Raw genomic sequence first — 21,914 nt, 5'->3', positions numbered from 1 at the left:
CCTCAGCTGATGACATCCATTGAGCGGTTGTATTCGTGGCTTCTGATTTTTGCCATGAGTTCATCTGTCAGTTCAGAAACCCACTGCAAAGCCAGCCCCTTCTCTTCATCACTACACTCACTAGCCGCTACAAGCTTAAGAAAAAAATCAATGCGCTGGAGCTTCAAAGACTCCAAAAAATAGTCCTGCATCTTTCCTCCTATAACACCAAAGCAATACTGTATACATAACCACTGTTTATATTCACAGTATATAATAATCTTACTGATGTAAAACGTTTTTTTACGTTCATCAGCCTGATATGCCTGGTATTATTAAGAGCACGAATTGTTAACCCGCGTAATTAATACAGATCCCGCCACTTATCATCTTCCTGCAAACGCTGGTTCCGATAGAAGATACGCAGGCCTGCTCCTGACGGAATACTGCCGCCGCTAAGGAGTAAATCGACCTCTTTCTCGCTACCATCAAATCCTCTGGACTTCAGCTCATAGACGAGCTGCTGTCGCTGATGGTCTGTAATTCGCTGTTTGTAGTCTTTACGCCGTTTCGGTTTAACCAGGCGTAACCTTGCTGCCAGTTCCCGGCGCTCTTTTTTGCTCATACTGTGCAGGTAATCGTGCAACTCCTTGTCATCCATGCGGGTGATATCCGTTCTGGTATCCCCATCAGCTGATTTGTCTTTCCCTTGTTGGTTCAAATTTTCAGCAAGGGGACAGTTATTGCCACGAGTCCAAGGGGCGCAAGCGCCCTGGTCGGCTGCCGCCTCCTGAACATCAACGGCCTTACGAACCATTTTCCACTTCACGGCATGAGTGCAGATCTTGCCCTCTGCAATAGGTGACCAGATGCCATAAATACGAATGCCGTGATCGCCATAGACGGTCGGCTCTTCGTTGATTTCATAAGCGGTTCTGATGAGGTGATATTTGCGGGGAACCAGTACGCCGCCCTGCTTCATGATGTAGGTGGCAAAACAACCAGCATCAGCAGCAGCCAGGATGGCATCAAGGCGCGGGTTATCCAGTACCGGCGCACCTGCTTTTTTGTCCCCCTGTTGCCTTGCCGCCTGACCAGCCAGCAATCGCAGTTCACGGTAAGCCTGACGCCCCGGAATGCCAAAGAAGCGGAATTGCTGAACACGATGCAGAGACGCCCAGGCATTAACGTATTCAGCATTATCACGCAGGGATTTCCCCGTTTCCTTGCTGATCTCGCCAGCCAGACCACGCCCATCAATGTTCTTACTGATGTATTTCGCGATGTAGCTTGTTGGCGTACCTTTGCGCGGGTTAATCAACTCAGACTTAAAGCGCGGCCCAGTGTTATTGCCCAGTTCCTCGCGGTCTTCACGGATGGCAAACTTACGCAGTAATGCAGTGATGGCGCGGCGGTCTTTTTTGCGCATAAAACACAACAAGTGCCAGTGAACTGTACCGTCATGATGCGGCTCAGCCACCCGCACGCCATACCACCGCAATCCGGCTTTGTGCATCGCCTTACGAAATGCAGCAAACATGCCGACCAGATAATCACTGCTTTGTCTTACCGTCGCATTTGTCCAAGTTGGGTTGGGCCTGCCATTATTTAGCGTGGAATGGAAACGTGACGGACAGGTGATGGTGTAGAAAACGGCGCAGTCACCGCGCATTTCCGCGATAAGCTCCAGGCCTTTAACACAGGCCATCATCTCATTGCGGCGATGCGCAGGGTTGCTGCTGCTGGCGTTTACCACATCCTCCATGTCCAGCGTGTCGCCGTCTTCGTTCACCAGTTCATGAGAACGAAAAAACTCCAGCGACTTACGGCGCTGCTCACGTTTATGCATCACGGCTTCATAGCTGATATAGGGAGATGCTTTTTTGCTGACCAGGCAGACAGCACGCAACTGCTCTTCCCGCCATTCGCAACGCATCTTCCATAATTTCCGGTACCACCAGTCAGCGCACAACATACGCGCCAGCGAACCCGGAATGAGTTCATAGGGCACGGGTTTACGGCGGTTTCTTTTCCGGCGGAGTTGCTCAAACGCAGGCGGGATGACATCCAGACGCAGGGTTTCCGCTGCCACCTTTTCCCATGTCTTGCGGATTTCTTCTGGCTTAACGTCATCGGTGACATACAAATCGCCACAAGCTGCATCAAGGCACATGCTCATATGCGCAGCTACCAGGGTGGACAGGCGTTTCACCTGATCCTGACTCATTTCAGGCAGGATCAGCAGGCCGTCCAGCCCTTCATGGCTTGCCATAAAGCGAAAAGAAGTGGATAGCTGACAGTCGCGTACATGCTCCAGCCGTTCCAGACATGGCTTAATCGTCTCACGCAAATAGCGGGAATAAGCCTTTGGCCTGCCCAGGCTGCTGAAGTATTCAATACGTTGCATCAGTGGCTTGCTGATATGGGAAGGCTGGGCATTAACGTCCGCCAGAATGACCATATCTGGATTAAAACGCTGCTGCTCATGCGCCAGCTTTGCCCGACTAATGAGCTTATCCTGCTCCATTTCGCGCTGGACAGGATCACGGGATTCATTAAAGAAATAACGCTCCCAGACCTGATCACTCAGTGCCTCGCGGCGCAGCTGTTCCTGCTCGTTATCGGCAGCGTACAGAGCGATCAGGTTTGAAAGCGCAGAAACTGAAGATTGCTCTTCCGTCTCTACGTAAGGATTGATTGCTTTTTTTTCAGTATTCCAGGAATAGCTGTAGTTCATTACGCAATCTCCAGTTCGAGCTGTGAAGGCTGCAAACCATTCGACAGCCAATCAGAAACTGAAGGTGGGCGAACAGCTTCAATTGCACCTTTTAAAATTGCGCAACGGTTTTTCAGAATGACAGCTTTCAGCTCCTTTTCCGTCAGATTGCGCGAATACTCAGCCTCCTGAATAGCCCGCGTCAGCTCAGGATATTTGCTATTAAATTTGGGGACATTGCAGGCAAGATTTGTACTGTCGGCAGTCGCCAGTGGGTAATTTCCCAACACACGACCGTCAAGCATGCGCAAACCATGAACAGCTGTTTTGAAATTGTGTCGGCAATAAATTGCTTCAAAAGCGTCCTGCATACGACGATGCCAGTGCGCAGTTCTGATAGCCGCATATTCACCAGACGATCCAAAGCAGACACGAGGCCATTCACGACATAGCTCGATAAGCCGATCGATTGACTCGTGCAGATGCCAGACGGGAGTTGCCTTCCCGTAGAACATTTTCGGAACTTCGTTTATCAGGGCATCATTGTCACGTTCACCTCCGTCCACAACATCAGGAATGACAAAAAAAGCGACCTTAGGATGGTGGTAATAGTTCAGGAGCCATTTATAAAAATCACTCCAGTTAATTTTTAGCCCACGCACCCATGCAGAAAATGCGCCGTTATCAATGCCGACGACCTGAGCGTGCTGAATGGACGCCGCAATCTGATCTGGTCGTACATAGGAGACGAAAGCGCCAGCTCCGCTCACCGCAATACGATGAACGTCGCCAGCACTTCCCCAGACAGGCGTCCCATGGAAATGATGAATTCCGTGGTGCATTTCTTTCACACTTGCACCCCGAAAATAACAGTAGAGTCACGTCCCCTACTAAAATCGGCACTAAACCAATTAGCAGATTTAGTGGCAATCATCTCTGTTGCAAATTTTCCCTCCCCCGCTGCAACGCCGATGCTGCGTTTCGCCCTGATGTAGTGGTGAGTGAAATTACGATAAAGGGACCGGGTCAAAGACGTGTTACTGTTAGAAACAATGACCGGATGTCCTTCTGATGACCGATGTTCAAGAATGGATGCCAGGTGATACTGATCATCTTCAGTGAAACCATCAGTGTGATAGCCGGAAAACGTACCGTCATAAGGCGGATCGCAATACACCACATCCCCCACCTTCAACATCGCCAGCGTTTCATCAAAGCTGGCGCAGATAAACGTTGCCCGCTGGGCTTTCTCTGCAAATGCGCGAATTTCTTTTTCAGGGAAATACGGATTTTTATAATTACCGTAGGGAATGTTGAAATGCCCGCTCTTGTTATAGCGACATAAACCACGGTAACCGTGACGATTGAGATACAGGAAATATACCGCTTTCATGAAATCAGTAATTTCAGTGGAGTAATTAAACTCCTGCCTTATGTTGTAATAAGCCACCTCCCTGTTTGCTTCCTCAAATAAAGCTCTGGCACGAGATATAAACGCCTCACAATCAGCAGCAACCTTTTTATAGAGGTTGATTAAATCAGGATTAATATCCGCAACAAGATAGCTGGGGTAATCCGTCTCCATCATCACTGCACAGGAACCCGCGAAAGGTTCAACCAGTCGCGGGCCAGCAGGAAGATGCTTTTTCAGTTCGGACATTATGGCGGTTTTATTTCCTGCCCATTTCAGGATGGTGCTCATACAGCACCTCCGTTGTAATGTTTGCCTTTCAGCTCTGCGATTTCCTGACAGGTAATGCAAAGCTGCACACCCGGAATGGCACGGCGGCGTGCAGGCGGAATTGGCACTTCACACTCAACGCAAAGCACGCGGGACACGCCCGGCGTTTTGGCACGGGCAGCACGGATATGGCGTTGGCGTTCTTCTTCAACGCGCTGCTGTACGAGATCCATTGCATCAGCCATCAGTGGATCTCCTGCGCTTCGTTCTGGATTGCTTCAGCAGTCACACGCAGCAGTTCTGCCGCTTCGACGTGGTTTAGCTGGCGGGAGGTGATATGACACGCCAGGCTATCGAGGCGAGCAGCCATTGCTTCAGCCCTTGCCCGGCGTTCTTCCAGACGAGCCTCTGTCAGTAAAAGATTAAGACCTGCATCATCCGGTCCGGTTTTGGTCGTGAGGGTTTCAATATTACGCATAAGCAATTCTCCTGAATTTAGATAAAGGGATGCCCGGCGGGTTTACGCCATTAATTTCATTAGTTGGTTAATTCGGCATGGTTAGCCGTCTGGGAAATAAGCTCACCACTGCACGAAAATGATTCATTGCTTTAATCAACTCCCGCTTTTCGTCAGTGGTCAGCTCATTAATGCTGATGCTATGACGTTCAGCTGGAATTTTTGCCATAAAGAATATGGCAGCCAGTGCCCGTTTATTTTGTTCATTATTGATATCCCGAGGATCACGCATATCTTTAATAAACCGCTCAAGCTCTGACTCAATATTCAAACCAAAAACTTTCGCCCTTAACTCCGCAATATGATTAAGTCCATTCAGGCGTTCACCGGGTCTTAATGGAACAGTCGCCGCAGCGCCTTCAATAGCCATTTGTTCCCCCGTTTTTTCGTAGATAGTTCTGCCAGCAATTCATCTTGTGAACGGCACGGATGCCAGCGTTTACCATCCTCACCCATGATCCAGCCGTGACCGTAGTGCATTGCCGGACTTTGTTTTACCAGCAGCGATGCAAATGATGGTTCTTTCGTCAGCATAAGCACCTCACAGCAAACCGAATGAAGCACCGAGGCCAGTCACGGTATCAACTGCACTCGCCATCGCAGGATTAGCCTGTAAACGGGCCTGCAATGAAACAGCAGCCAGCGCCATCAGTCGTGTAACAGAGTTAATGCTGCTGATAGCATCACGACGACCGGCACTAGTTTTTACATCACCAGATACCGCACCTGCTGCAACACGCCCGATCTCTGCAGTTGCGCTCATGACGTAATGCGGCAGTTTCTCTTTTGCTACCTCATTAATCGGTACACATGGCAGACAATGAATCTGTGCCAGAAAACCATCTACCAACGTTGAATCTTCAGTCAGATCGGTAAGCAGCCAGATTTCTGGTGCGGTTAATAAATGAGGTTGAGCTGGGTTCAGCTTGTTCCGCAGAATCTGCACATTCATACCCGCACGTTCTGCCAGTTGCACCAGATTGTGGCGCAGTGCGAATGCACGACAGGCTTCATCAAAATGTGGATGTTTGGAAACTTGGTAATCAAACATGGTCGACACCTCTGATGTATCCCAAAATGGAACTAGTTGAATACAACATTGCAATCAGTAAGTGCATCAACGGTAAGAGCAGCAAGGTTGATCATTACCTTTTCTCTTTTCTTGTCTTTACGAAGACGATGCCGAGGAATGCGACCATCCGCCAACATATCGTTGATTGTGTCGATTGAAAGACCAGTAAGTTCGCTATAACGCTCGATTGTGACGTGTGGCGTATTCAGAGTTATTGAAATGTTAGGGGTCATGATGCAACATCTCCTATTGGCTTGTGGTGAGCCTGTAGTAATCGTGACAAGTACCCAATTGGGTACAAAACTGATACTAGGATCGCAAAAGAGATATGTCAACATCAAAGTACCCAAGTGAGATCAAAATAAATCCCAATAAAGGTGGTAAGGCTGCGATTGAGCGATTAGTCGAAGCCTATGGCTTTACGACACGACAGGCTTTAGCTGATCACTTGGAAGTATCAAAAAGCACACTAGCGAACAGGTATTTGCGGGATACATTTCCTGCTGACTGGATAATCCAATGTGCTCTTGAAACAGGAACCTCCCTCAAATGGTTAACTACCGGACAAGGCCTTAAGCAAAGCTCGCTGACAGCAGCTACAGAAGAGCTTGTTAAGTTTCGCCTTGCCGCAGGCAAAATGATTGAAGACGGTTCATATGTCTTCGATTCATCATTTCTTCCTGCAAACCTTTCATCACCAATTGTTGTTCAGGATGGACTCGTCACATACATTTGTGATCAAAAATTTTCTGAAGTACTTGATGGAAACTGGTTAATCAATATCGACGGAACCTATTCCATTCGAAAAATCACAAGGCTTCCTAAAGGAATGATTAAAATTACAACAGCAGAGAATAGCTTTGAATGTGCATTTTCTGATATTGAAGTGGTTGCTTGTATAAGAAGTACAATAGTCTCGAATTAATATAGTAAAAGGATTTTAAAATGAATTCATTTGCCATCGTTATACTCTTATTAGCATTTCTCGCCCCTGTTCTAGCTGTAATATTATTTAAACAAAGTAAAAAACACAAAGCGGCTATAGATAACCTGACAGCTAACAACATAGCCCTTTCTAACCAACTGATTGAAAATCAAGAAAAACTAGCACAGACCGTACGAGAATTATCAGAGCTTGAAGGGCGAGCAGCACCATTGTGGCAATACGAAGAATTGCACAGCGCAGTAATGGATGCAGAGAATAAGATAAAAAATGCGGACTCAATAGCCAAGCAAAAAATAGATGAAGCCCAAATTAAGGCGGCTAAAACAGTAAACGAAGCAAATTATCAAGCTCAGATGACAATAAGCAACGCTAATAGCGAAGCTATAGCAATCACCAAAGACGCTCGCGATGCACGCCTGAAAGCCAAAGAACGTCTTGATAATGCTAATAATAAAGCAAATGAGCTAATCTCAAATGCTAATGACAATGCAGTAAAAATTATTTCTGATGCAGAAGAAAGAGCAAAGGAGATTGCTGGTTCAGCATATGAAGCTAAAGAGTTTGCAGAAAAATATGAAGCAGTTGCAAAATCAATGAAAAATAAAATTGAAGGTTATGGTGATGAATGGATCATCCCTAACCGTAGTGTACTTGATGAGCTGGCAGAAAATTATGAATTTACAGATGCAGGCAAGGAATTACAAAAAGCCAGAGAGTTAACCAAATCATTAATAAAAACTAATAAAGCTGCTTCGTGTGATTATGTTGAGCAAAACAGGCGTAATACTGCCATAAACTTTGTTTTGGATGCCTTCAATGGAAGAGTTGACAGTATTTTATCAAAAGTCAAACACAACAATTTTGGAAAACTTTCCCAAGAAATAAAAGATGCATTTCAACTAGTAAATTACAATGGCTCTGCCTTTAGGTCCGCAAAAATAAGTGACATCTATCTTCAGGCAAGACTCAACGAGCTAAAATGGGGTGTAGCAGTTAATGAAATTATGCTCGAAGAAAAAGAAGAGCAAAGAAGGATTAAAGAACAGCTTCGTGAAGAGGAAAGAGCTCGTAGAGAATATGAAAAAGCGATAAAAGAAGCTGAAAAAGAAGAAAAAGCTATTCAGCAAGCTATAAATAAAGCAACGAAAGAACTTATGCTTGCAAATGAAGAACAACGCTTAGCTTTAGAGCAAAAAATAGCTGAACTACAGTTAAAATATGAAGAAGCTGAAGCTAAAAATCAACGAGCTATTTCTATGGCTCAACAAACCAGATCAGGCCACGTCTATATCATTAGTAATATTGGTTCATTTGGCGAAGATGTATATAAAATTGGAATGACACGCCGCCTTGAACCACTTGATCGTGTTCGTGAACTCGGAGATGCTAGTGTTCCTTTTTCGTTCGATGTTCATGCGATGATTTATAGTGATGATGCACCATCATTAGAAAACCATCTGCATAAAGTTTTCAACGAAAAGCAGGTCAATAAAATTAACTCACGAAAAGAGTTTTTTAACGTAAATTTAAAAGAAATCAAATCAGTTATTGAAGACATGAACATCAACGCCCACTGGACAATGTTTGCAGAGGCGAAAGAATATAGAGAGTCTCTATCTATTGAGCAGGAGCGCAAAGCAGCCACTTCCGCCAACGATGAACTACATGTTGCTTAGCAATGTATGTTTCATAGTAATCACACATTGATTACTGGTTACATATACAGTTAAATTTAGCCCTCTGATATGAGGGCTTTTTATGGCAGTACGAAAACTAACCACAGGGAAATGGCTTTGCGAATGTTACCCCGCCGGACGAAGTGGGCGTCGTGTGCGTAAACAATTCGCTACCAAAGGCGAAGCACTGGCTTTTGAGCGCCACACGATGGAAGAAACCGAAGCAAAGCCCTGGCTGGGTGAATCAGTGGATCGTCGAACACTGAAAGACGTGGTTGAGCTATGGTTCAAACTACATGGTAAATCTCTGACAGCTGGGCAGCATGTCTATGACAAATTGCTGTTGATGGTTGACGCTCTGGGCAATCCTCTTGCAACCGATCTCACCTCTAAAATGTTTGCCCACTATCGAGATAAACGCCTGACAGGCGAGATCTACTTCAGCGAGAAATGGAAGAAAGGAGCAAGCCCGGTCACCATTAACCTGGAGCAAAGCTATCTAAGTAGTGTTTTTAGCGAACTATCCCGTCTGGGCGAATGGTCGTATCCGAACCCACTGGAGAACATGCGAAAATTCACCATCGCAGAAAAAGAGATGGCATGGCTTACCCATGAGCAGATTGTTGAATTGCTGGCTGATTGCAAACGTCAGGACCCAATTCTGGCACTGGTAGTTAAGATATGCTTAAGCACAGGCGCACGCTGGCGTGAAGCCGTAAATCTTACCCGCTCACAGGTGACCAAATACCGAATTACCTTTGTCAGAACGAAGGGGAAGAAAAACAGAAGCATCCCTATCAGTAAAGAGCTTTACGAAGAGATCATGGCGCTTGATGGGTTCAATTTCTTCACAGACTGCTATTTTCAATTTTTATCCGTGATGGAAAAAACGTCTATCGTGCTCCCTCGCGGTCAACTCACACACGTTCTGCGCCATACGTTTGCGGCGCACTTCATGATGTCGGGTGGAAACATTCTGGCCTTACAAAAAATTCTCGGACACCACGATATAAAAATGACTATGCGTTACGCACATCTGGCACCGGATCATCTAGAAACGGCGCTCCGTTTCAATCCTCTGGCAACGCTGCCAAGTGGCGACAAAGTGGCGGCAGCGGTTGGCATTACCCCGTAATAACCACCACTGACCACCAACCTAACTTATTGTTTTTAACCTAACTTATTGTTTTCATTAACCCGTTTACATAAATGGGTTTTTTGTTGCCTGAAATTTGCGCTCATCGCCTTCCACCTCTGAAACTCCTCCCAAATTTGCAGCATGCCGGTTATGGCACATACTTTAAAACGGTGCTTTATCGGGGATGGGGGTTAGTCATGTTGCTTACTGGCAAAGTCGCAGTAATTTTTGGTGGCAGCGGGGCTATTGGTAGTGCGGTTGCGCAGGCCATGGCGCGCGAAGGAGCCCATATATGTCTGGGCGCTCGCAGCCAGGAAAAACTTGATCGGACGGCCAGTATTATCCGAACGGCAGGTGGTACAGTCGAAACCTTTATCACCAATGTACTCGACGAGCACAACGCATCGAAGGAAGTTACCCGCCTTGCGCAGCAAACCGGTGGAATAGATGTGGTGGTTAACGCAACGGGATTTATGCACGAACAGGGCAAACACATTAACGCATTATCCCTCTCTGAGCTTATGAGCGGCATCACCCCTTTCCTCTCGGCGCAGTTCAATATCGCTAAAGCCGTAACGCCGCACATGGGCGGCAATCGTGCGGGCGTCATTCTCAGCGTTGTTGCCCCCGCGGCCCCGATGGCGATGCCTGGTCATCTGGGTCATATTGTTGGTTGTGCAGGAACAGAGGCTTTTATTAAAGCGCTCGCCAGCGAGGTAGGACCGGCAAATATCCGGGTCGTCGGCGTGCGCTCGCATGCGATTGTGGATGCTGTTGCAGCTGGCTCCTATACCGGAGAAATTTTCTCCGCCAAAGCACAGTCAATGGGTTTAACCGTCGATCAATGGTTAGGGGGTGCGGCGCAAAGTACCATGCTCGCGCGCCTGCCTACGCTTGCACAAATCGCTGAGGTCATGACCTTTCTTGCTTCAGACCATGCCAGCGCCATGACCGCGACGGTGGTGAATATTACCGGAGGCGCTACGCACAGCTGACTGTCGCGGGTATCCCTGCAATACGCTCCACCATCAGCAAGATATCTTCTCGCTGCAGCGGTTTTTTGTCCGTTACAAAATGCAGCGTCATTCCTTCAATAAACGCATCCAGCGCCCGCGCAGTAACCGGATCAAACCACTGCTCCAGCGTTTGTTGGCTGCGTAGCATCCAGTTCTGCATCACCGTTTTCAACGCTGGTTTACGGCTGGCGAAAGCATACAGCTGATACATGAGCTCCATATTATCAGGCGTTGTGACCTGAGAGCCGTAAATCATATCGGTAATGGCATGGCAAGCCTGCGACGCATCCTTAACGTCGGCAAAAAAGTCCTGATACTGCAACAGCATCCTGTCAGTAAAACGGCCAAATGCCTCCATCAAAAGCTCATCAATTCCCGAAAAGTAATAGGTCATAGAACCCAGTGGCACCTCGGCAATCATAGCGATTTTACGATGTGTAACCCCATGAATGCCATGGTCTATTACTGCATCCAGAGTCGCCTGAACTATTTTTTCCCGCCGCTGCGGATCGTTTGCACGTCGCACTACATTTCCTCTTCTTGCATTTGTGTACAAATGTACACAGTCTTGCTAATGTTGTCTCCTTCCCTCTTTTCTTTGGCTCGAATTCATGACTGGCATCTCATCACGCAAAGCCTTAAGACGTCGCACCTGGGCGCTGTTCACGTTCTTCTTTTTACCAGGATTATTAATGGCCTCCTGGGCAACGCGTACCCCTGCCATCAGAGATATCCTCTCCATCTCCACTGCCGAAATGGGTGCGGTGTTGTTTGGGCTCTCTATTGGTTCGATGAGTGGCATACTTTGTTCGGCCTGGCTGGTGAAACGATTTGGCACGCGTAAGGTGATTCGCACCACCATGTCTTGTGCAGTCCTCGGAATGGCGATCCTCAGCGTAGCGCTCTGGCTGCATTCCGCATGGCTTTTCGCGTTTGGCCTGAGCGTATTTGGCGCCAGCTTTGGCGCGGCAGAAGTTGCCATCAACGTCGAAGGTGCGGCAGTTGAGCGCGAAATGAACAAAACCGTGCTGCCGATGATGCACGGTTTTTACAGCCTGGGAACGTTGGCAGGGGCTGGAGTTGGAATGATGCTTACCGCCTTCAGCGTCCCGGCTACCGCGCATATTCTTTTGGCTGCAATGGTTGCTATCACACCTATTTTCATCGCCATCAAAGCTATTCCTGACGGCACGGGCAAAAATGCCGCTGACGGTTCTCACTCCGGTGAAAAAGGACTGCCTTTTTATCGTGATATCCAGCTATTGCTGATCGGCGTTGTAGTGCTGGCAATGGCATTTGCTGAAGGTTCCGCCAACGACTGGCTTCCACTGTTAATGGTGGACGGACATGGATTTAGCCCGACATCAGGCTCGCTGATTTATGCCGGTTTTACGCTGGGTATGACCGTTGGGCGATTTACCGGCGGCTGGTTCATCGACCGTTACAGCCGCGTTGCGGTGGTGCGCGCCAGTGCGCTGATGGGCGCTCTCGGGATTAGCCTGATTATTTTTGTCGACAGTTCCTGGGTGGCGGGTGTGTCCGTTATTCTGTGGGGACTCGGCGCATCGCTCGGCTTCCCGCTGACCATTTCAGCCGCCAGCGACACCGGCCCCGATGCCCCAACCCGCGTCAGCGTCGTGGCGACCACCGGTTACCTGGCGTTCCTTGTTGGACCGCCGCTTCTGGGCTATCTGGGTGAACACTATGGCCTGCGCAGCGCTATGTTGGTGGTGCTGGCGCTGGTGCTTGTCGCCGCCGTCGTCGCGAAAGCGGTAGCGAAACCGGATCTCAAAAATACTACGGTGATGGAGAACAGCTAATGAGTATCAAATTAATTGCGGTCGACATGGACGGCACATTTTTAAGCGACCAAAAAACCTATAACCGTGAGCGCTTTATGGCGCAATATCGCCAGATGAAAGAACAAGGGATCCGCTTTGTAGTCGCCAGCGGCAACCAATATTATCAGTTGATTTCCTTTTTCCCCGAACTGGCCAATGAAATCTCATTTGTCGCCGAAAACGGTGGTTGGGTGGTCAGTGAAGGAGAAGATGTCTTTAACGGCGAACTGGCTAAAGACGATTTCCATGCCATCGTAGAGCATCTGCTGACCCGCGCCGATATCGACATTATTGCCTGTGGTAAAAACAGCGCCTATACGTTGAAACAGTACAGCGATGAGCATAAGAACGTTTCCGCCATGTATTATCATCGTCTTGAATTTGTAGATGATTTTGACAACCTCAACGACGTTTTCTTCAAGTTCGGGCTGAATATTTCCGACGACCGAATTCCACAGGTACAGGCCGATCTCCACGAGTCGATTGGCGATATTATGGTACCAGTGCATACCGGCTACGGCAGCATCGACTTAATAATTCCCGGCGTGCATAAAGCTAACGGTCTGCGCCTGCTGCAACAACGCTGGAATATTAACGACAATGAAGTTGTTGTATTTGGCGATGGCGGAAATGATATTGAGATGCTGCGCCAGGCAGGATTTAGTTTTGCAATGGCCAACGCCCATGAGCCGGTGATCGAGGCGGCAAAATATCGCGCAGGCTCGAACAACGAAGAGGGCGTTCTGGATATTATTGACCGCGTGTTAAGGAATGAAGCACCGTTTACGCATTAACGGCTCAGCACAGACGGCAACAAAATGATGGCATGATCTATTCATAATCCGCCTCAAATTAACCCGCTGGATTATTACTTCCAGTGAATATTTCAGGCGAGCGGATCATGAAGAAAAGTGTACTAATGGCGACATTGTTGCTGGGCTTTGCGGGGACAACATTTGCACAGAGCGTTACCGTTGATGTCCCCAGCGGTTATAAAGTGGTGGTAGTGCCCTCTTCCGTCAGCGTCCCGCAGGCGGTCAGCGTAACTACCGCACCACAAACGGTATATGTTGCTCCAGCGCCTGCTCCGGCCCCTGTCTATCGCGCACATCCTTATGCGCGACATGTGGCAAGCGTCGGTGAAGGGATGGTTATCGAACATCAGATTGACGACCACCACTAAGTTGTCGCCAGGCCCAGACAACCGTAATACTGGTCAGTTAAGATCTTTGGTGAGCGGTTGGCCGGATAAGGCGTTTACGCCGCCATCCGGCAATTTGCTACAGGCCGCCGGATGGCGCTTCGCTTATCCGGCCTACAGCGTGATTCTATTATCAACATAATGATGAATTTATCGGCGTCATTATGCTTATCTGCGCTGGATTGCGGAAATCCGGACCTTAGCCTTCCCGGGAATTCCCTACCCTTTTATCTTTCAGGAAGATAACCATCAGAATCAGCCACAGTACGCCGCTTGCCAGATTGAACAGGCTGAACAAGCCGTTCCCTCCCAGCAGATACGCGTGTTTGCTCAACTCAATACCGACGGTAAAAATCAGCATCTGCAACATACCCATTGCGGCAGAAACAGTACCCTTACTCATTTCGCTGGCAAACAGCGTCAGGCGCACCAGCCCCGCATTCGCCACGCCAATGCCAAACGCATAGATGCTCAAACCCGCCGTCATCCATAGATATGCATGGGATGACACCACCGTGGCCGCAGCGGCAATAATCAGGCCAACGGCGATTGGCCAGCCGCCCATGATAATGAGCGAACGCACGGTTTTTCGCGAAGTCAGACGCGCCAGCACCAGGTTACCAGCAATCAACGCGCCAAAAATCGGCACCTGCAACAGACCATATTCGTAGCTGCTGAGATGTTCACCACTGATGATAATAATCGGGGACTGCGCAATCCACGCCAGTAACGGCAGGCTGACAAAACCCAACGCCAGTGCGCCTGCAACGAAGCGCACGTTCCTCAGCACCAGCTTATAATCCTTGCCCAGCTCTTTAATGGACAGCTTTTCACCAAGCCGGGTTGCCGTTTCCGGCATCGCGCGTTGCAGACCAAAAAAGGAGATGGCCGCCAGAGCAGCAAACAGGATAAACATCCCTTCCCACGGCAGAACATGTACCCAGGCTGCGCCTACCAACGGACCCAGCAGTGGCGCAATCAGCGCCACGTTTGCCATCAGCGCGGTAATTTTTATGCAGACCGCTTCTTCAAAGGATTCCTGAATGGCGGCGTAACCCACCGCACCAATAAAGCACAGGCTTATCCCCTGCAAAAAGCGCAGGAAGGTAAATTGCTCAATATTCTGTGCAAGCAGGGTTGCAAGGCAGGTAACGATGAACCAGATCACGCCGGTTAACATTACCGGGCGACGACCAATACGGTCCGACAGCGGTCCTAACAACCACTGCAAAAACATGCCGCCTGCCAGATAGGCGGTCATGGACGTAGGTACCCAATCTAATCCGGCGTTATATTGCGCCACCACCGCCAACATTCCGGGCTGGATCATATCGTTGCCGATATAAGTGGAGAATTCGTAAAGCACCAGACAGAGCGGGAAAAGTAATGCCTGACGCCCCAAACGGACGCCTGAAGATAAACGGTTCTGCATGCAATCTCTTAACTATAGAAAAATCGCGCAAAGTGTAATAAATGCGCCGTACTGGTGATAGTGAATTATGTGATTTGAAAGCAAAATGCGCACATTTTTACACTCATTTGCTCAAGAACATTTTGCTTTAAGGTTAATTTAAGTTGAGACCGCTATCATGCTCAATAAGTCTCATTAATTGTCTTAAAAATCGTCATTTAACAGGCAAATAAGACAAGACCGCTTTTTATCCCGTGAAAGCAATTTTATGCTCTCCCCAAATGGGTCTATTTAACGATTACACTGAGTCTGGACGTTATGCTGGAAAATCTGAACAATTCGCTTTTTTACTTGATCAATGCAACACCCGACTCTGCGCAATGGGCAATTTCGCTCGCCATTTTCATTGCCAAAGATCTGATCAGCATTGTGCCGCTGTTAGCCGTTGTGCTCTGGCTTTGGGGGCCTCGTGGTCAGGTTACGCTCCAGCGCCAGTTGGTCATCAAAATGGGCATTGCGTTGGTAGTCGGTCTGACGATTTCCTGGCTGATGGGGCATCTTTTCCCCCACGATCGTCCGTTCGTTAACCACATCGGTTATAACTTCCTGCACCATGCGGCAGATGACTCTTTCCCGAGCGACCACGGTACGGTTATCTTTACCTTTGCTCTGGCCTTCCTGTTCTGGCATCGCTTGTGGACGGGTGCTCTGCTGATGGTTGTCGCCGTGGCGATTGCCTGGTCACGTGTTTACCTTGGCGTTCATTGGCCGATGGATATGCTGGGCGGATTACTGGCCGGGTTGATCGGTTGCCTGAGCGCCCAGATGATCTGGCAACGGTTCGGCACAAGCTTGTACCTCGGCTTGCAGACGTGCTATCGCACCTGCTTCGCTCTCCCCATCCGTAAAGGTTGGGTACGTGACTAACCCGCGGTAAAAAGAGTAGTATTAAGCGCGAAACTGAGCACTTATTCTATTCTCCAGGGGAACTATGGAAACTCGACGCGACGAGCGTATTGGTCAATTACTGCAGGCGCTGAAACGCAGCGATAAATTACACCTCAAAGAAGCCGCGACGTTGCTGGGCGTATCTGAGATGACCATTCGTCGCGACCTGAATAATCATGATGCTCCCGTCGTGCTGCTCGGGGGCTATATTGTTCTGGAACCCCGCAGCGCTAACCACTATTTAATCAGCGATCAAAAATCCCGTCTGGTTGATGAAAAGCGTCGTGCTGCCCAGCAGGCGGCGAGTCTCGTGCAGGCGCATCAGACCATCTTTTTCGATTGCGGTACGACCACGCCGTGGATCATTGAAGCGATCGACAATGAACTGCCCTTCACAGCAATCTGCTACTCGTTGAATACGTTTCTGGTGCTGCAGGAAAAACCGCAGTGCCGCGTCATTCTGTGTGGTGGTGAATTCCATGCCAGTAACGCGATTTTTAAACCGCTCGATTTCCAGGAAACGCTGAACAACCTCTGTCCGGATATCGCCTTTTATTCCGCAGCAGGTGTTCACATCGAAAAAGGCGCGACCTGTTTTAATCTGGAAGAACTGCCGGTGAAGCACTGGGCGATGTCGATGGCGCAGCATCACGTTTTGGTGGTCGATCACAGCAAGTTTGGCAAGGTGCGACCTGCGAGGATGGGGGAATTAAAACGCTTTGATACCATCATCAGCGACAGCCGTCCTGACGAGGCATTTGTTGAGTACGCTAAAGCACAACGTATCACGCTGAAGTACTAACAGATACTGCCGGACGGCGATTGCGCCATCCGGCAATAGATAAGATTAAGAGAACCAACCACCAAACCACTGGTGGAATTTCATCATCACAAAGTCCCACATGCGGCTAAAGAAACCACCCTCTTCCACATCTTCCATCACCATCAACGGACGCTGCTCAATGGATTTTCCGTTCAACTGGAAGTCGATAGTGCCCACAACCTGACCTTTCTTCAGCGGTGCAGTTAGCTGTGGTTCAGTCAGGGTAAAGCTGGCCTTCAGGTTTTTGAGCTGGCCACGCGGAATGGTCACAGACCCCCCTTCTCCGGCGCCCAAATTCACTTCACTCTTATCGCCAAACCAGACGCGCTGGGTGACGAAAGTCGCATCCGGCTTGATCGGCGTAACGGTTTCAAAGAAACGGAAGCCCCAGGTCAGCAGTTTTTCTGACTCATTGAAACGAATGCGGTCGGTTTTTGCTCCCAGCACCACGGAGATCAGGCGCATATCCCCCTGGGTCGCGGAGGCCACCAGGTTGTATCCCGCCCCGGCAGTGGTCCCGGTTTTCATACCGTCCACGTTCAGGTTGGTGCTCCACAACAGACGGTTGCGGTTCGGTTGACGTATTTTATTGAAGGTAAATTCTTTCTCTTTGTGAATAGCGTACTCTTCCGGCACATCGTGGATTAACGCCTTCCCGAGCAACGCCATATCACGCGCGGTACTGAACTGTCCTGCCGCATCCAGGCCGTGTACCGTCTGGAAAGTCGTGTTTGTCAGCCCCAGTTTTTTCGCATAGCCGTTCATCAGACCAATAAAGGATTCCTGGCTACCGGCAACGTAATCAGCGAGTGCAATACAGGCATCGTTACCTGACTGAATGATAACGCCTTTATTCAGATCGGACACCGCGACCTGATCGCCGGGCTTGAGGAACATGACCGACGAACCGCGCAGGGCTGGATTACCGGTCGCCCAGGCGTCTTTGCCCACGGTGACCATGTCGTTGAGGTTAATTTTTCCGGCCTTCAGCGCCTGCCCAACCACATAGCTGGTCATGATTTTGGTCAGACTGGCAGGATCCAGTTTCTCATCAGCATTACCTTCCGCCAGCACCTTACCACTGGCGTAATCCATCAGAATCCACGCGCGCGCGTCCACGCTCGGCGGGGCCGTCGGTTGCTCCGCCGCCTGTACGGTCGGCGCCAAAAGGATTAAGAGTGCAGAACCTGCAGCAAAGCTGCGAAGTGAAGAGAAGTATTGCGTCATAAATGCCACCCGAGTATCCATTCCAAAAAACCACGTCATACCACACCGTGTTTACACAAAACCGGCCAAGCGACCTCGACCAACCCATGCAGAAAAAGTCTGATGGATGACGTGTAAAATAAGTGCGGTGAGTAATAACGCACTAACGAGCTTAAAGAAACCGTAAGTTGGTAAAGTTTTTAAAGTTTATGCAATAACGCCGCGCTGCGCTGCTCCTGGCACGATTTTTTTAGACTTTGTTGCGTAAATATTAGGTTTACCCCACCATGTGAGCTAGTCAGATGGCATCTGCAGCCATAAAGCTGCTCAATTAATTTGCGGGGTTACTATGATTACACTGTGGGGTCGCAATAACTCGACCAACGTAAAAAAAGTATTGTGGACGCTCGAGGAACTGGAACTGCCGTATAACCAAATTCTGGCGGGCGGGCAGCATGGCGGTAACCGCGATGCCGACTATCTGGCACTGAACCCGAACGGACTGGTCCCGCTGCTACGCGATGATGAAACAGACGTTGTCCTGTGGGAATCCAATACCATTGTCCGCTATCTGGCCGCTCAGTACGGACAAAAACGTTTGTGGATTGACGCCCCGGCCGCGCGCGCCGTCGGTGAAAAATGGATGGACTGGGCAAATCAGACGCTAAGCCCTGCGCATCGGGTTATCTTATTTGGTCTGGTCAGAACACCTGCCGATCAGCGCGATATGGCGGCCATTGAGGCAAGTAAACAAGTTTGCGATAACCTGTTTGCCATTCTGGATAACGCGCTGGCAGACCAGCCATGGTTCTCCGGGGCTGAATTTGGCACGGCGGATATCGCTGTTGCACCGTTCATCTATAACCTGTTCAACGTTGGTCTGAGCTGGACCCCGCGCCCGCATCTGGAACGCTGGTATCAACAACTGACTGAGCGACCGGCGTTTCAAAAAATCGTGATGATCCCGGTCAGCTAACCAAATCAGAGACTCACTTTCAGTAATTCCCCGTCGGACTCGTCGGTTAGCACGTACAAATAACCGTCTGGTCCGACGCGCACATCACGGATCCGCTGCCCCCTTTCCTGCAACAGACGACCATCCTCAGTGACCGTATTCCCCTTAACGCTCAGCACGATCACTTCTTTATCTTTCAACGCGCCGATGAACAACTTCTGCCGCCACTGCGGGAAGGTATCGCTATTGTAAAAAGCCATTCCACTAACCGCCGGCGACTTTTCCCAGTAAAAGATGGGTTGTTCCGTGCCTGCAACAATTTGACCTTTTGCTTCGGGAATTTTCAAACCACTGTAGTTAACACCCCAGGTCGCGATAGGCCAGCCGTAGTTTTTCCCTTTCTCGGGGATATTGATTTCATCGCCTCCGCGTGGACCATGCTCATTGAGCCACAGCACATCACTCCACGGATTCATCGCCATCCCCTGCGGGTTGCGGATGCCATACGACCAAATCTCTGCCCGCGCTCCTGCCATGTTCACAAACGGATTATCCGGCGGAATTTTTCCCTCGTCGGTCAGTCGGACTAATTTACCCTGCAATTTATCCAGGTCCTGGGCGGTAGCGCGTTGATTATTCTCCCCCAGGCCAATAAACAGATAACCGTTACCATCAAATACCAGACGTCCACCAAAATGGTTCCCGGTGGAAAGCTTTGGCTGTTGGCGAAAAACGGTCTGAAATCCTTGCAGATGTTTGAGATCGTCACTCAATCGCCCGTAGCCTACCGCAGTGCCCGCTTTGCCTTCGCGGTCGGCTTCAGCGAAGCTTAGCCATACCCGGCGAGATTGTGCAAAATCCGGTGCTAACGCCACATCAAGCAGTCCTCCCTGACCATTTGCCCAAACTTTGGGTACGCCGGTCAGCGGGTCGGAAAGCCCTTTATCAGGCTGCCAGAGTCGAAGCTGTCCACCTTTGAGCGTAATGAGCATACCGCGGTTATCGGGTAAAAAAGCCAGTGACCATGGGTGATCGAGTTTAGTTTGCAGCACTTCCACTTTTACCGCGGCGGCATAAGTGGAAAATAGCGCAAGTGGAATAGCACAGAGAAAGAGTCGACGCATAACACCTCCTTAATGGCTCTGCATAAAGCGTAGCCAGCAAGGGGAATTATCCCGCTACATTTACATAATCTTGACGAAAAGGGGGAGCGCCCTCCCCCTGATTCAGACGTGTTCCAGCGTTGGATAAGATTGCAAACACTGGATGCTCAGCGTCAGCGTTGTCAGGCAGTTTTCCAGTTTCTCTGCGTTAACGGCGATAAACGTTGGACAATCGTGATGTCCACTCATAAGACAAACCGCGGCGGCGGCTAACGCCCCTTCAGCACGATGAAGGGCATTCCACTCTTCCTGATCAAGATGCATACCGTGAAGCTGTGATTGCTCGTGCAATTCGCGATTCAGTGCAAAAAAAACATCACGCAGGCGATCGCTCTCGCTAACTGACATGTAGCCTTTCGCTTTTCTCAACTGCAGATAAGCGGCAAGTTCGATACGGGCGTTTATCAATTTGTTGAGAAGATCGGTTCTCAGTCTGTCAACAACCATACTTTGTTCCTCCTCTTTCCAACTATGGTGCAACTTAATAGTATGGTTGTTTTTTGAACAAATAGATGTCCTACATCAATAAAGCCCAATTGATTAACATAATTTACAATGTTACAACTTCATTCTGTACGCTTATCGAAGGCGCTCTGTGTCTGACTCGCCTGACTTTTTTTGCTATACCTGATGTGGTTACTGCCATGGTGTTGATGATGAGGGGTCTATGTCGAAAGCAAATGATGCAGAAAAAATACGCACACTATCAAAAATAGATCTCAATCTGCTGACCATTTTCTGTTTGATCTATAGCGTGGGTAGCATTTCCAGAGTCGCTGACATGCTGAACATCTCACCTTCCGCCGTCAGCCAGTCATTAAGAAAACTGCGCGAAATGATGGGTGATAATCTTTTTGTCCGTAGCGGGAATGCACTGTTACCGACGGTCTATTCTGATGAACTGTATGATAATACAATCCCAATTATCGATAAGCTATCAACGCTGATGCCGCTTTCCACGCCTGCCGCCAAAAAAAGGTTAACGCTTTATACGGAATCTTTTATTTCCCCTATCGTTATTCCAGATGTCACCGCCAGAATAATCGAGACTGACGCCGATATCAGCCTCCTGCACCTTACCGCCGACCTGAATGAACAGAGTATTATTGAACTGCTGAATATGCGTCAGGCAGATGCTGTTTTTTCTACCTTTGCCGTAGAGTCAGCAAGTCTTTCATGCCAGAAAATATGCGATATGCGCCTGGTACTGGCGGCCTCACAGAATAATTCTTTATATGGTAACACCATCAGTGAAGCGCAATTCAGAAACGCTAACCTGGTCGGTTACAATACTAAGAATGAGAAAATCATTTATCATCGCAGTATTGTGGATAAAAAATTTAGAACCGGAGAACGCTGCCTGCTTACCTCATCGTTTACGGCGATTCTGACGATTGTGTCCAATACCCATTGTTTAGGGGTGATCCCGGAAAAGGTATTTGAAACACACGCTCAGCTGTATGGACTAAAAAAAATAAACACTCCGTTTCCCTTGCCACAATTTAGCGTGTTTGCCTCATCGCGCAAAGAAAGCAATACCCACAAAATCCTCTCACCTATTCTGGCTGATTTGCAAACAGCCTCCCTGTTATGAAAACGAGAGAGGCTGAGCGTTAGAAATACTG

General features: G+C 48.9%; 26 protein-coding genes. 11 read left to right on the top strand and 15 right to left on the bottom strand.

Annotated features, from left to right (window positions below):
* Positions 1-2: 2 nt before the first annotated feature.
* The 10 genes from OGX97_RS18190 to OGX97_RS18145 form a co-directional block, all read right to left on the bottom strand.
* A complete protein-coding gene (locus OGX97_RS18190; protein ID WP_001154431.1) occupies positions 3-191 on the bottom strand; it encodes a hypothetical protein in 189 nt (62 codons plus the stop codon).
* A 152-nt stretch (positions 192-343) separates the two neighbouring features.
* Positions 344-2,716 carry a replication endonuclease gene (locus OGX97_RS18185; protein ID WP_286592679.1) on the bottom strand — a complete coding sequence of 791 codons (2,373 nt, stop codon included), beginning with the start codon at positions 2,714-2,716 and terminating at the stop codon, positions 344-346.
* Complete coding sequence (locus OGX97_RS18180) at positions 2,716-3,537, bottom strand: hypothetical protein (protein WP_001420002.1); 822 nt, start codon at positions 3,535-3,537, stop codon at positions 2,716-2,718. Before OGX97_RS18180 ends, OGX97_RS18185 begins: the two co-directional genes overlap by 1 nt.
* A gap of 5 nt (positions 3,538-3,542) precedes the next feature.
* The gene (locus OGX97_RS18175) at positions 3,543-4,397 is read right to left on the bottom strand and encodes a DNA adenine methylase (protein ID WP_000104146.1); all 855 of its coding nucleotides are present in this window, start codon (positions 4,395-4,397) and stop codon (positions 3,543-3,545) included.
* Complete coding sequence (locus tag OGX97_RS18170) at positions 4,394-4,621, bottom strand: TraR/DksA family transcriptional regulator (protein WP_169782428.1); 228 nt, start codon at positions 4,619-4,621, stop codon at positions 4,394-4,396. The genes OGX97_RS18175 and OGX97_RS18170 overlap by 4 nt, the downstream gene beginning before the upstream one ends.
* On the bottom strand, positions 4,621-4,854 hold the full coding sequence (locus tag OGX97_RS18165; protein ID WP_001244230.1) for a DUF2732 family protein: 234 nt from the start codon (positions 4,852-4,854) through the stop codon (positions 4,621-4,623). The genes OGX97_RS18170 and OGX97_RS18165 overlap by 1 nt, the downstream gene beginning before the upstream one ends.
* Before the next feature lie 67 nt (positions 4,855-4,921).
* Complete coding sequence (locus OGX97_RS18160; protein WP_000963472.1) at positions 4,922-5,263, bottom strand: DUF5347 domain-containing protein; 342 nt, start codon at positions 5,261-5,263, stop codon at positions 4,922-4,924.
* The gene (locus OGX97_RS18155; protein ID WP_000956182.1) at positions 5,227-5,427 is read right to left on the bottom strand and encodes a phage filamentation protein Fil family protein; all 201 of its coding nucleotides are present in this window, start codon (positions 5,425-5,427) and stop codon (positions 5,227-5,229) included. The genes OGX97_RS18160 and OGX97_RS18155 overlap by 37 nt, the downstream gene beginning before the upstream one ends.
* Positions 5,428-5,434: 7 nt before the next feature.
* Positions 5,435-5,944, bottom strand: coding sequence for a phage regulatory CII family protein (locus OGX97_RS18150; RefSeq protein WP_000460893.1), 510 nt, complete (start codon positions 5,942-5,944; stop codon positions 5,435-5,437).
* 32 nt (positions 5,945-5,976) lie between these two features.
* Complete coding sequence (locus OGX97_RS18145) at positions 5,977-6,198, bottom strand: hypothetical protein (protein ID WP_000188448.1); 222 nt, start codon at positions 6,196-6,198, stop codon at positions 5,977-5,979.
* Positions 6,199-6,293: 95 nt separating this feature from the next.
* Here OGX97_RS18145 and OGX97_RS18140 point away from each other — a divergent pair, with 95 nt between their 5' ends.
* From OGX97_RS18140 to OGX97_RS18125, 4 genes are all read left to right on the top strand, one after another.
* Entirely contained in the window at positions 6,294-6,890 is a 597-nt protein-coding gene (locus OGX97_RS18140; RefSeq protein WP_000107903.1) for a phage repressor protein CI, read from the top strand.
* A gap of 20 nt (positions 6,891-6,910) precedes the next feature.
* Entirely contained in the window at positions 6,911-8,587 is a 1,677-nt protein-coding gene (locus OGX97_RS18135) for a DUF4041 domain-containing protein (protein WP_021537497.1), read from the top strand.
* A gap of 82 nt (positions 8,588-8,669) precedes the next feature.
* Positions 8,670-9,722, top strand: a complete 1,053-nt coding sequence (locus OGX97_RS18130) for a phage integrase (RefSeq protein WP_000290937.1) — start codon at positions 8,670-8,672, stop codon at positions 9,720-9,722.
* Positions 9,723-9,922: 200 nt separating this feature from the next.
* Complete coding sequence (locus tag OGX97_RS18125) at positions 9,923-10,720, top strand: SDR family NAD(P)-dependent oxidoreductase (RefSeq protein ID WP_279850469.1); 798 nt, start codon at positions 9,923-9,925, stop codon at positions 10,718-10,720.
* On the opposite strand, the gene OGX97_RS18120 is transcribed toward OGX97_RS18125, so the two are convergent.
* Positions 10,707-11,267 (bottom strand): TetR/AcrR family transcriptional regulator, encoded by a 561-nt coding sequence (locus OGX97_RS18120; RefSeq protein ID WP_048235744.1) that lies wholly within the window; start codon positions 11,265-11,267, stop codon positions 10,707-10,709. The two genes, OGX97_RS18125 and OGX97_RS18120, sit on opposite strands and share 14 nt — an antisense overlap.
* An 85-nt stretch (positions 11,268-11,352) precedes the next feature.
* Between OGX97_RS18120 and OGX97_RS18115 the strand changes: the two genes are divergently transcribed.
* From OGX97_RS18115 to OGX97_RS18105, 3 genes are all read left to right on the top strand, one after another.
* Entirely contained in the window at positions 11,353-12,561 is a 1,209-nt protein-coding gene (locus tag OGX97_RS18115) for an MFS transporter (protein WP_008784238.1), read from the top strand.
* Positions 12,561-13,376 (top strand): Cof-type HAD-IIB family hydrolase, encoded by an 816-nt coding sequence (locus OGX97_RS18110; RefSeq protein WP_204557492.1) that lies wholly within the window; start codon positions 12,561-12,563, stop codon positions 13,374-13,376. The genes OGX97_RS18115 and OGX97_RS18110 overlap by 1 nt, the downstream gene beginning before the upstream one ends.
* 107 nt (positions 13,377-13,483) lie before the next feature.
* Positions 13,484-13,765, top strand: a complete 282-nt coding sequence (locus tag OGX97_RS18105) for a hypothetical protein (RefSeq protein ID WP_003831642.1) — start codon at positions 13,484-13,486, stop codon at positions 13,763-13,765.
* A 217-nt stretch (positions 13,766-13,982) separates the two neighbouring features.
* Here the strand turns inward: OGX97_RS18105 and OGX97_RS18100 are convergent, their stop codons facing one another.
* Positions 13,983-15,215 carry an MFS transporter gene (locus OGX97_RS18100; RefSeq protein WP_008784235.1) on the bottom strand — a complete coding sequence of 411 codons (1,233 nt, stop codon included), beginning with the start codon at positions 15,213-15,215 and terminating at the stop codon, positions 13,983-13,985.
* Positions 15,216-15,512: 297 nt separating this feature from the next.
* Between OGX97_RS18100 and ybjG the strand changes: the two genes are divergently transcribed.
* Positions 15,513-16,121, top strand: a complete 609-nt coding sequence (ybjG, locus tag OGX97_RS18095) for an undecaprenyl-diphosphate phosphatase (protein ID WP_071445057.1) — start codon at positions 15,513-15,515, stop codon at positions 16,119-16,121.
* A 64-nt stretch (positions 16,122-16,185) separates the two neighbouring features.
* Positions 16,186-16,944, top strand: coding sequence for a DNA-binding transcriptional repressor DeoR (gene deoR / locus OGX97_RS18090; protein ID WP_032942805.1), 759 nt, complete (start codon positions 16,186-16,188; stop codon positions 16,942-16,944).
* 45 nt (positions 16,945-16,989) lie between these two features.
* On the opposite strand, the gene dacC is transcribed toward deoR, so the two are convergent.
* A complete protein-coding gene (gene dacC / locus OGX97_RS18085) occupies positions 16,990-18,192 on the bottom strand; it encodes a serine-type D-Ala-D-Ala carboxypeptidase (RefSeq protein WP_020996521.1) in 1,203 nt (400 codons plus the stop codon).
* 328 nt (positions 18,193-18,520) lie between these two features.
* On the opposite strand from dacC, the gene OGX97_RS18080 reads away from it, so the two are divergent.
* A complete protein-coding gene (locus OGX97_RS18080) occupies positions 18,521-19,147 on the top strand; it encodes a glutathione S-transferase family protein (RefSeq protein ID WP_003831628.1) in 627 nt (208 codons plus the stop codon).
* 5 nt (positions 19,148-19,152) lie between these two features.
* On the opposite strand, the gene OGX97_RS18075 is transcribed toward OGX97_RS18080, so the two are convergent.
* On the bottom strand, positions 19,153-20,250 hold the full coding sequence (locus OGX97_RS18075; RefSeq protein WP_279850467.1) for a PQQ-dependent sugar dehydrogenase: 1,098 nt from the start codon (positions 20,248-20,250) through the stop codon (positions 19,153-19,155).
* A gap of 102 nt (positions 20,251-20,352) precedes the next feature.
* Positions 20,353-20,736, bottom strand: coding sequence for a biofilm formation regulator BssR (gene bssR, locus OGX97_RS18070; protein ID WP_048225978.1), 384 nt, complete (start codon positions 20,734-20,736; stop codon positions 20,353-20,355).
* Positions 20,737-20,956: 220 nt separating this feature from the next.
* Here bssR and OGX97_RS18065 point away from each other — a divergent pair, with 220 nt between their 5' ends.
* A complete protein-coding gene (locus OGX97_RS18065) occupies positions 20,957-21,883 on the top strand; it encodes a LysR family transcriptional regulator (RefSeq protein ID WP_032942801.1) in 927 nt (308 codons plus the stop codon).
* Positions 21,884-21,914: the final 31 nt, after the last annotated feature.

The organism is Citrobacter sp. Cpo061, from assembly GCF_030332845.1.
Lineage (GTDB): Bacteria > Pseudomonadota > Gammaproteobacteria > Enterobacterales > Enterobacteriaceae > Citrobacter > Citrobacter portucalensis.
The sequence above is the reverse complement of the archived record's forward strand: the minus strand, read 5'-3'. Positions and strand labels throughout refer to the sequence as shown.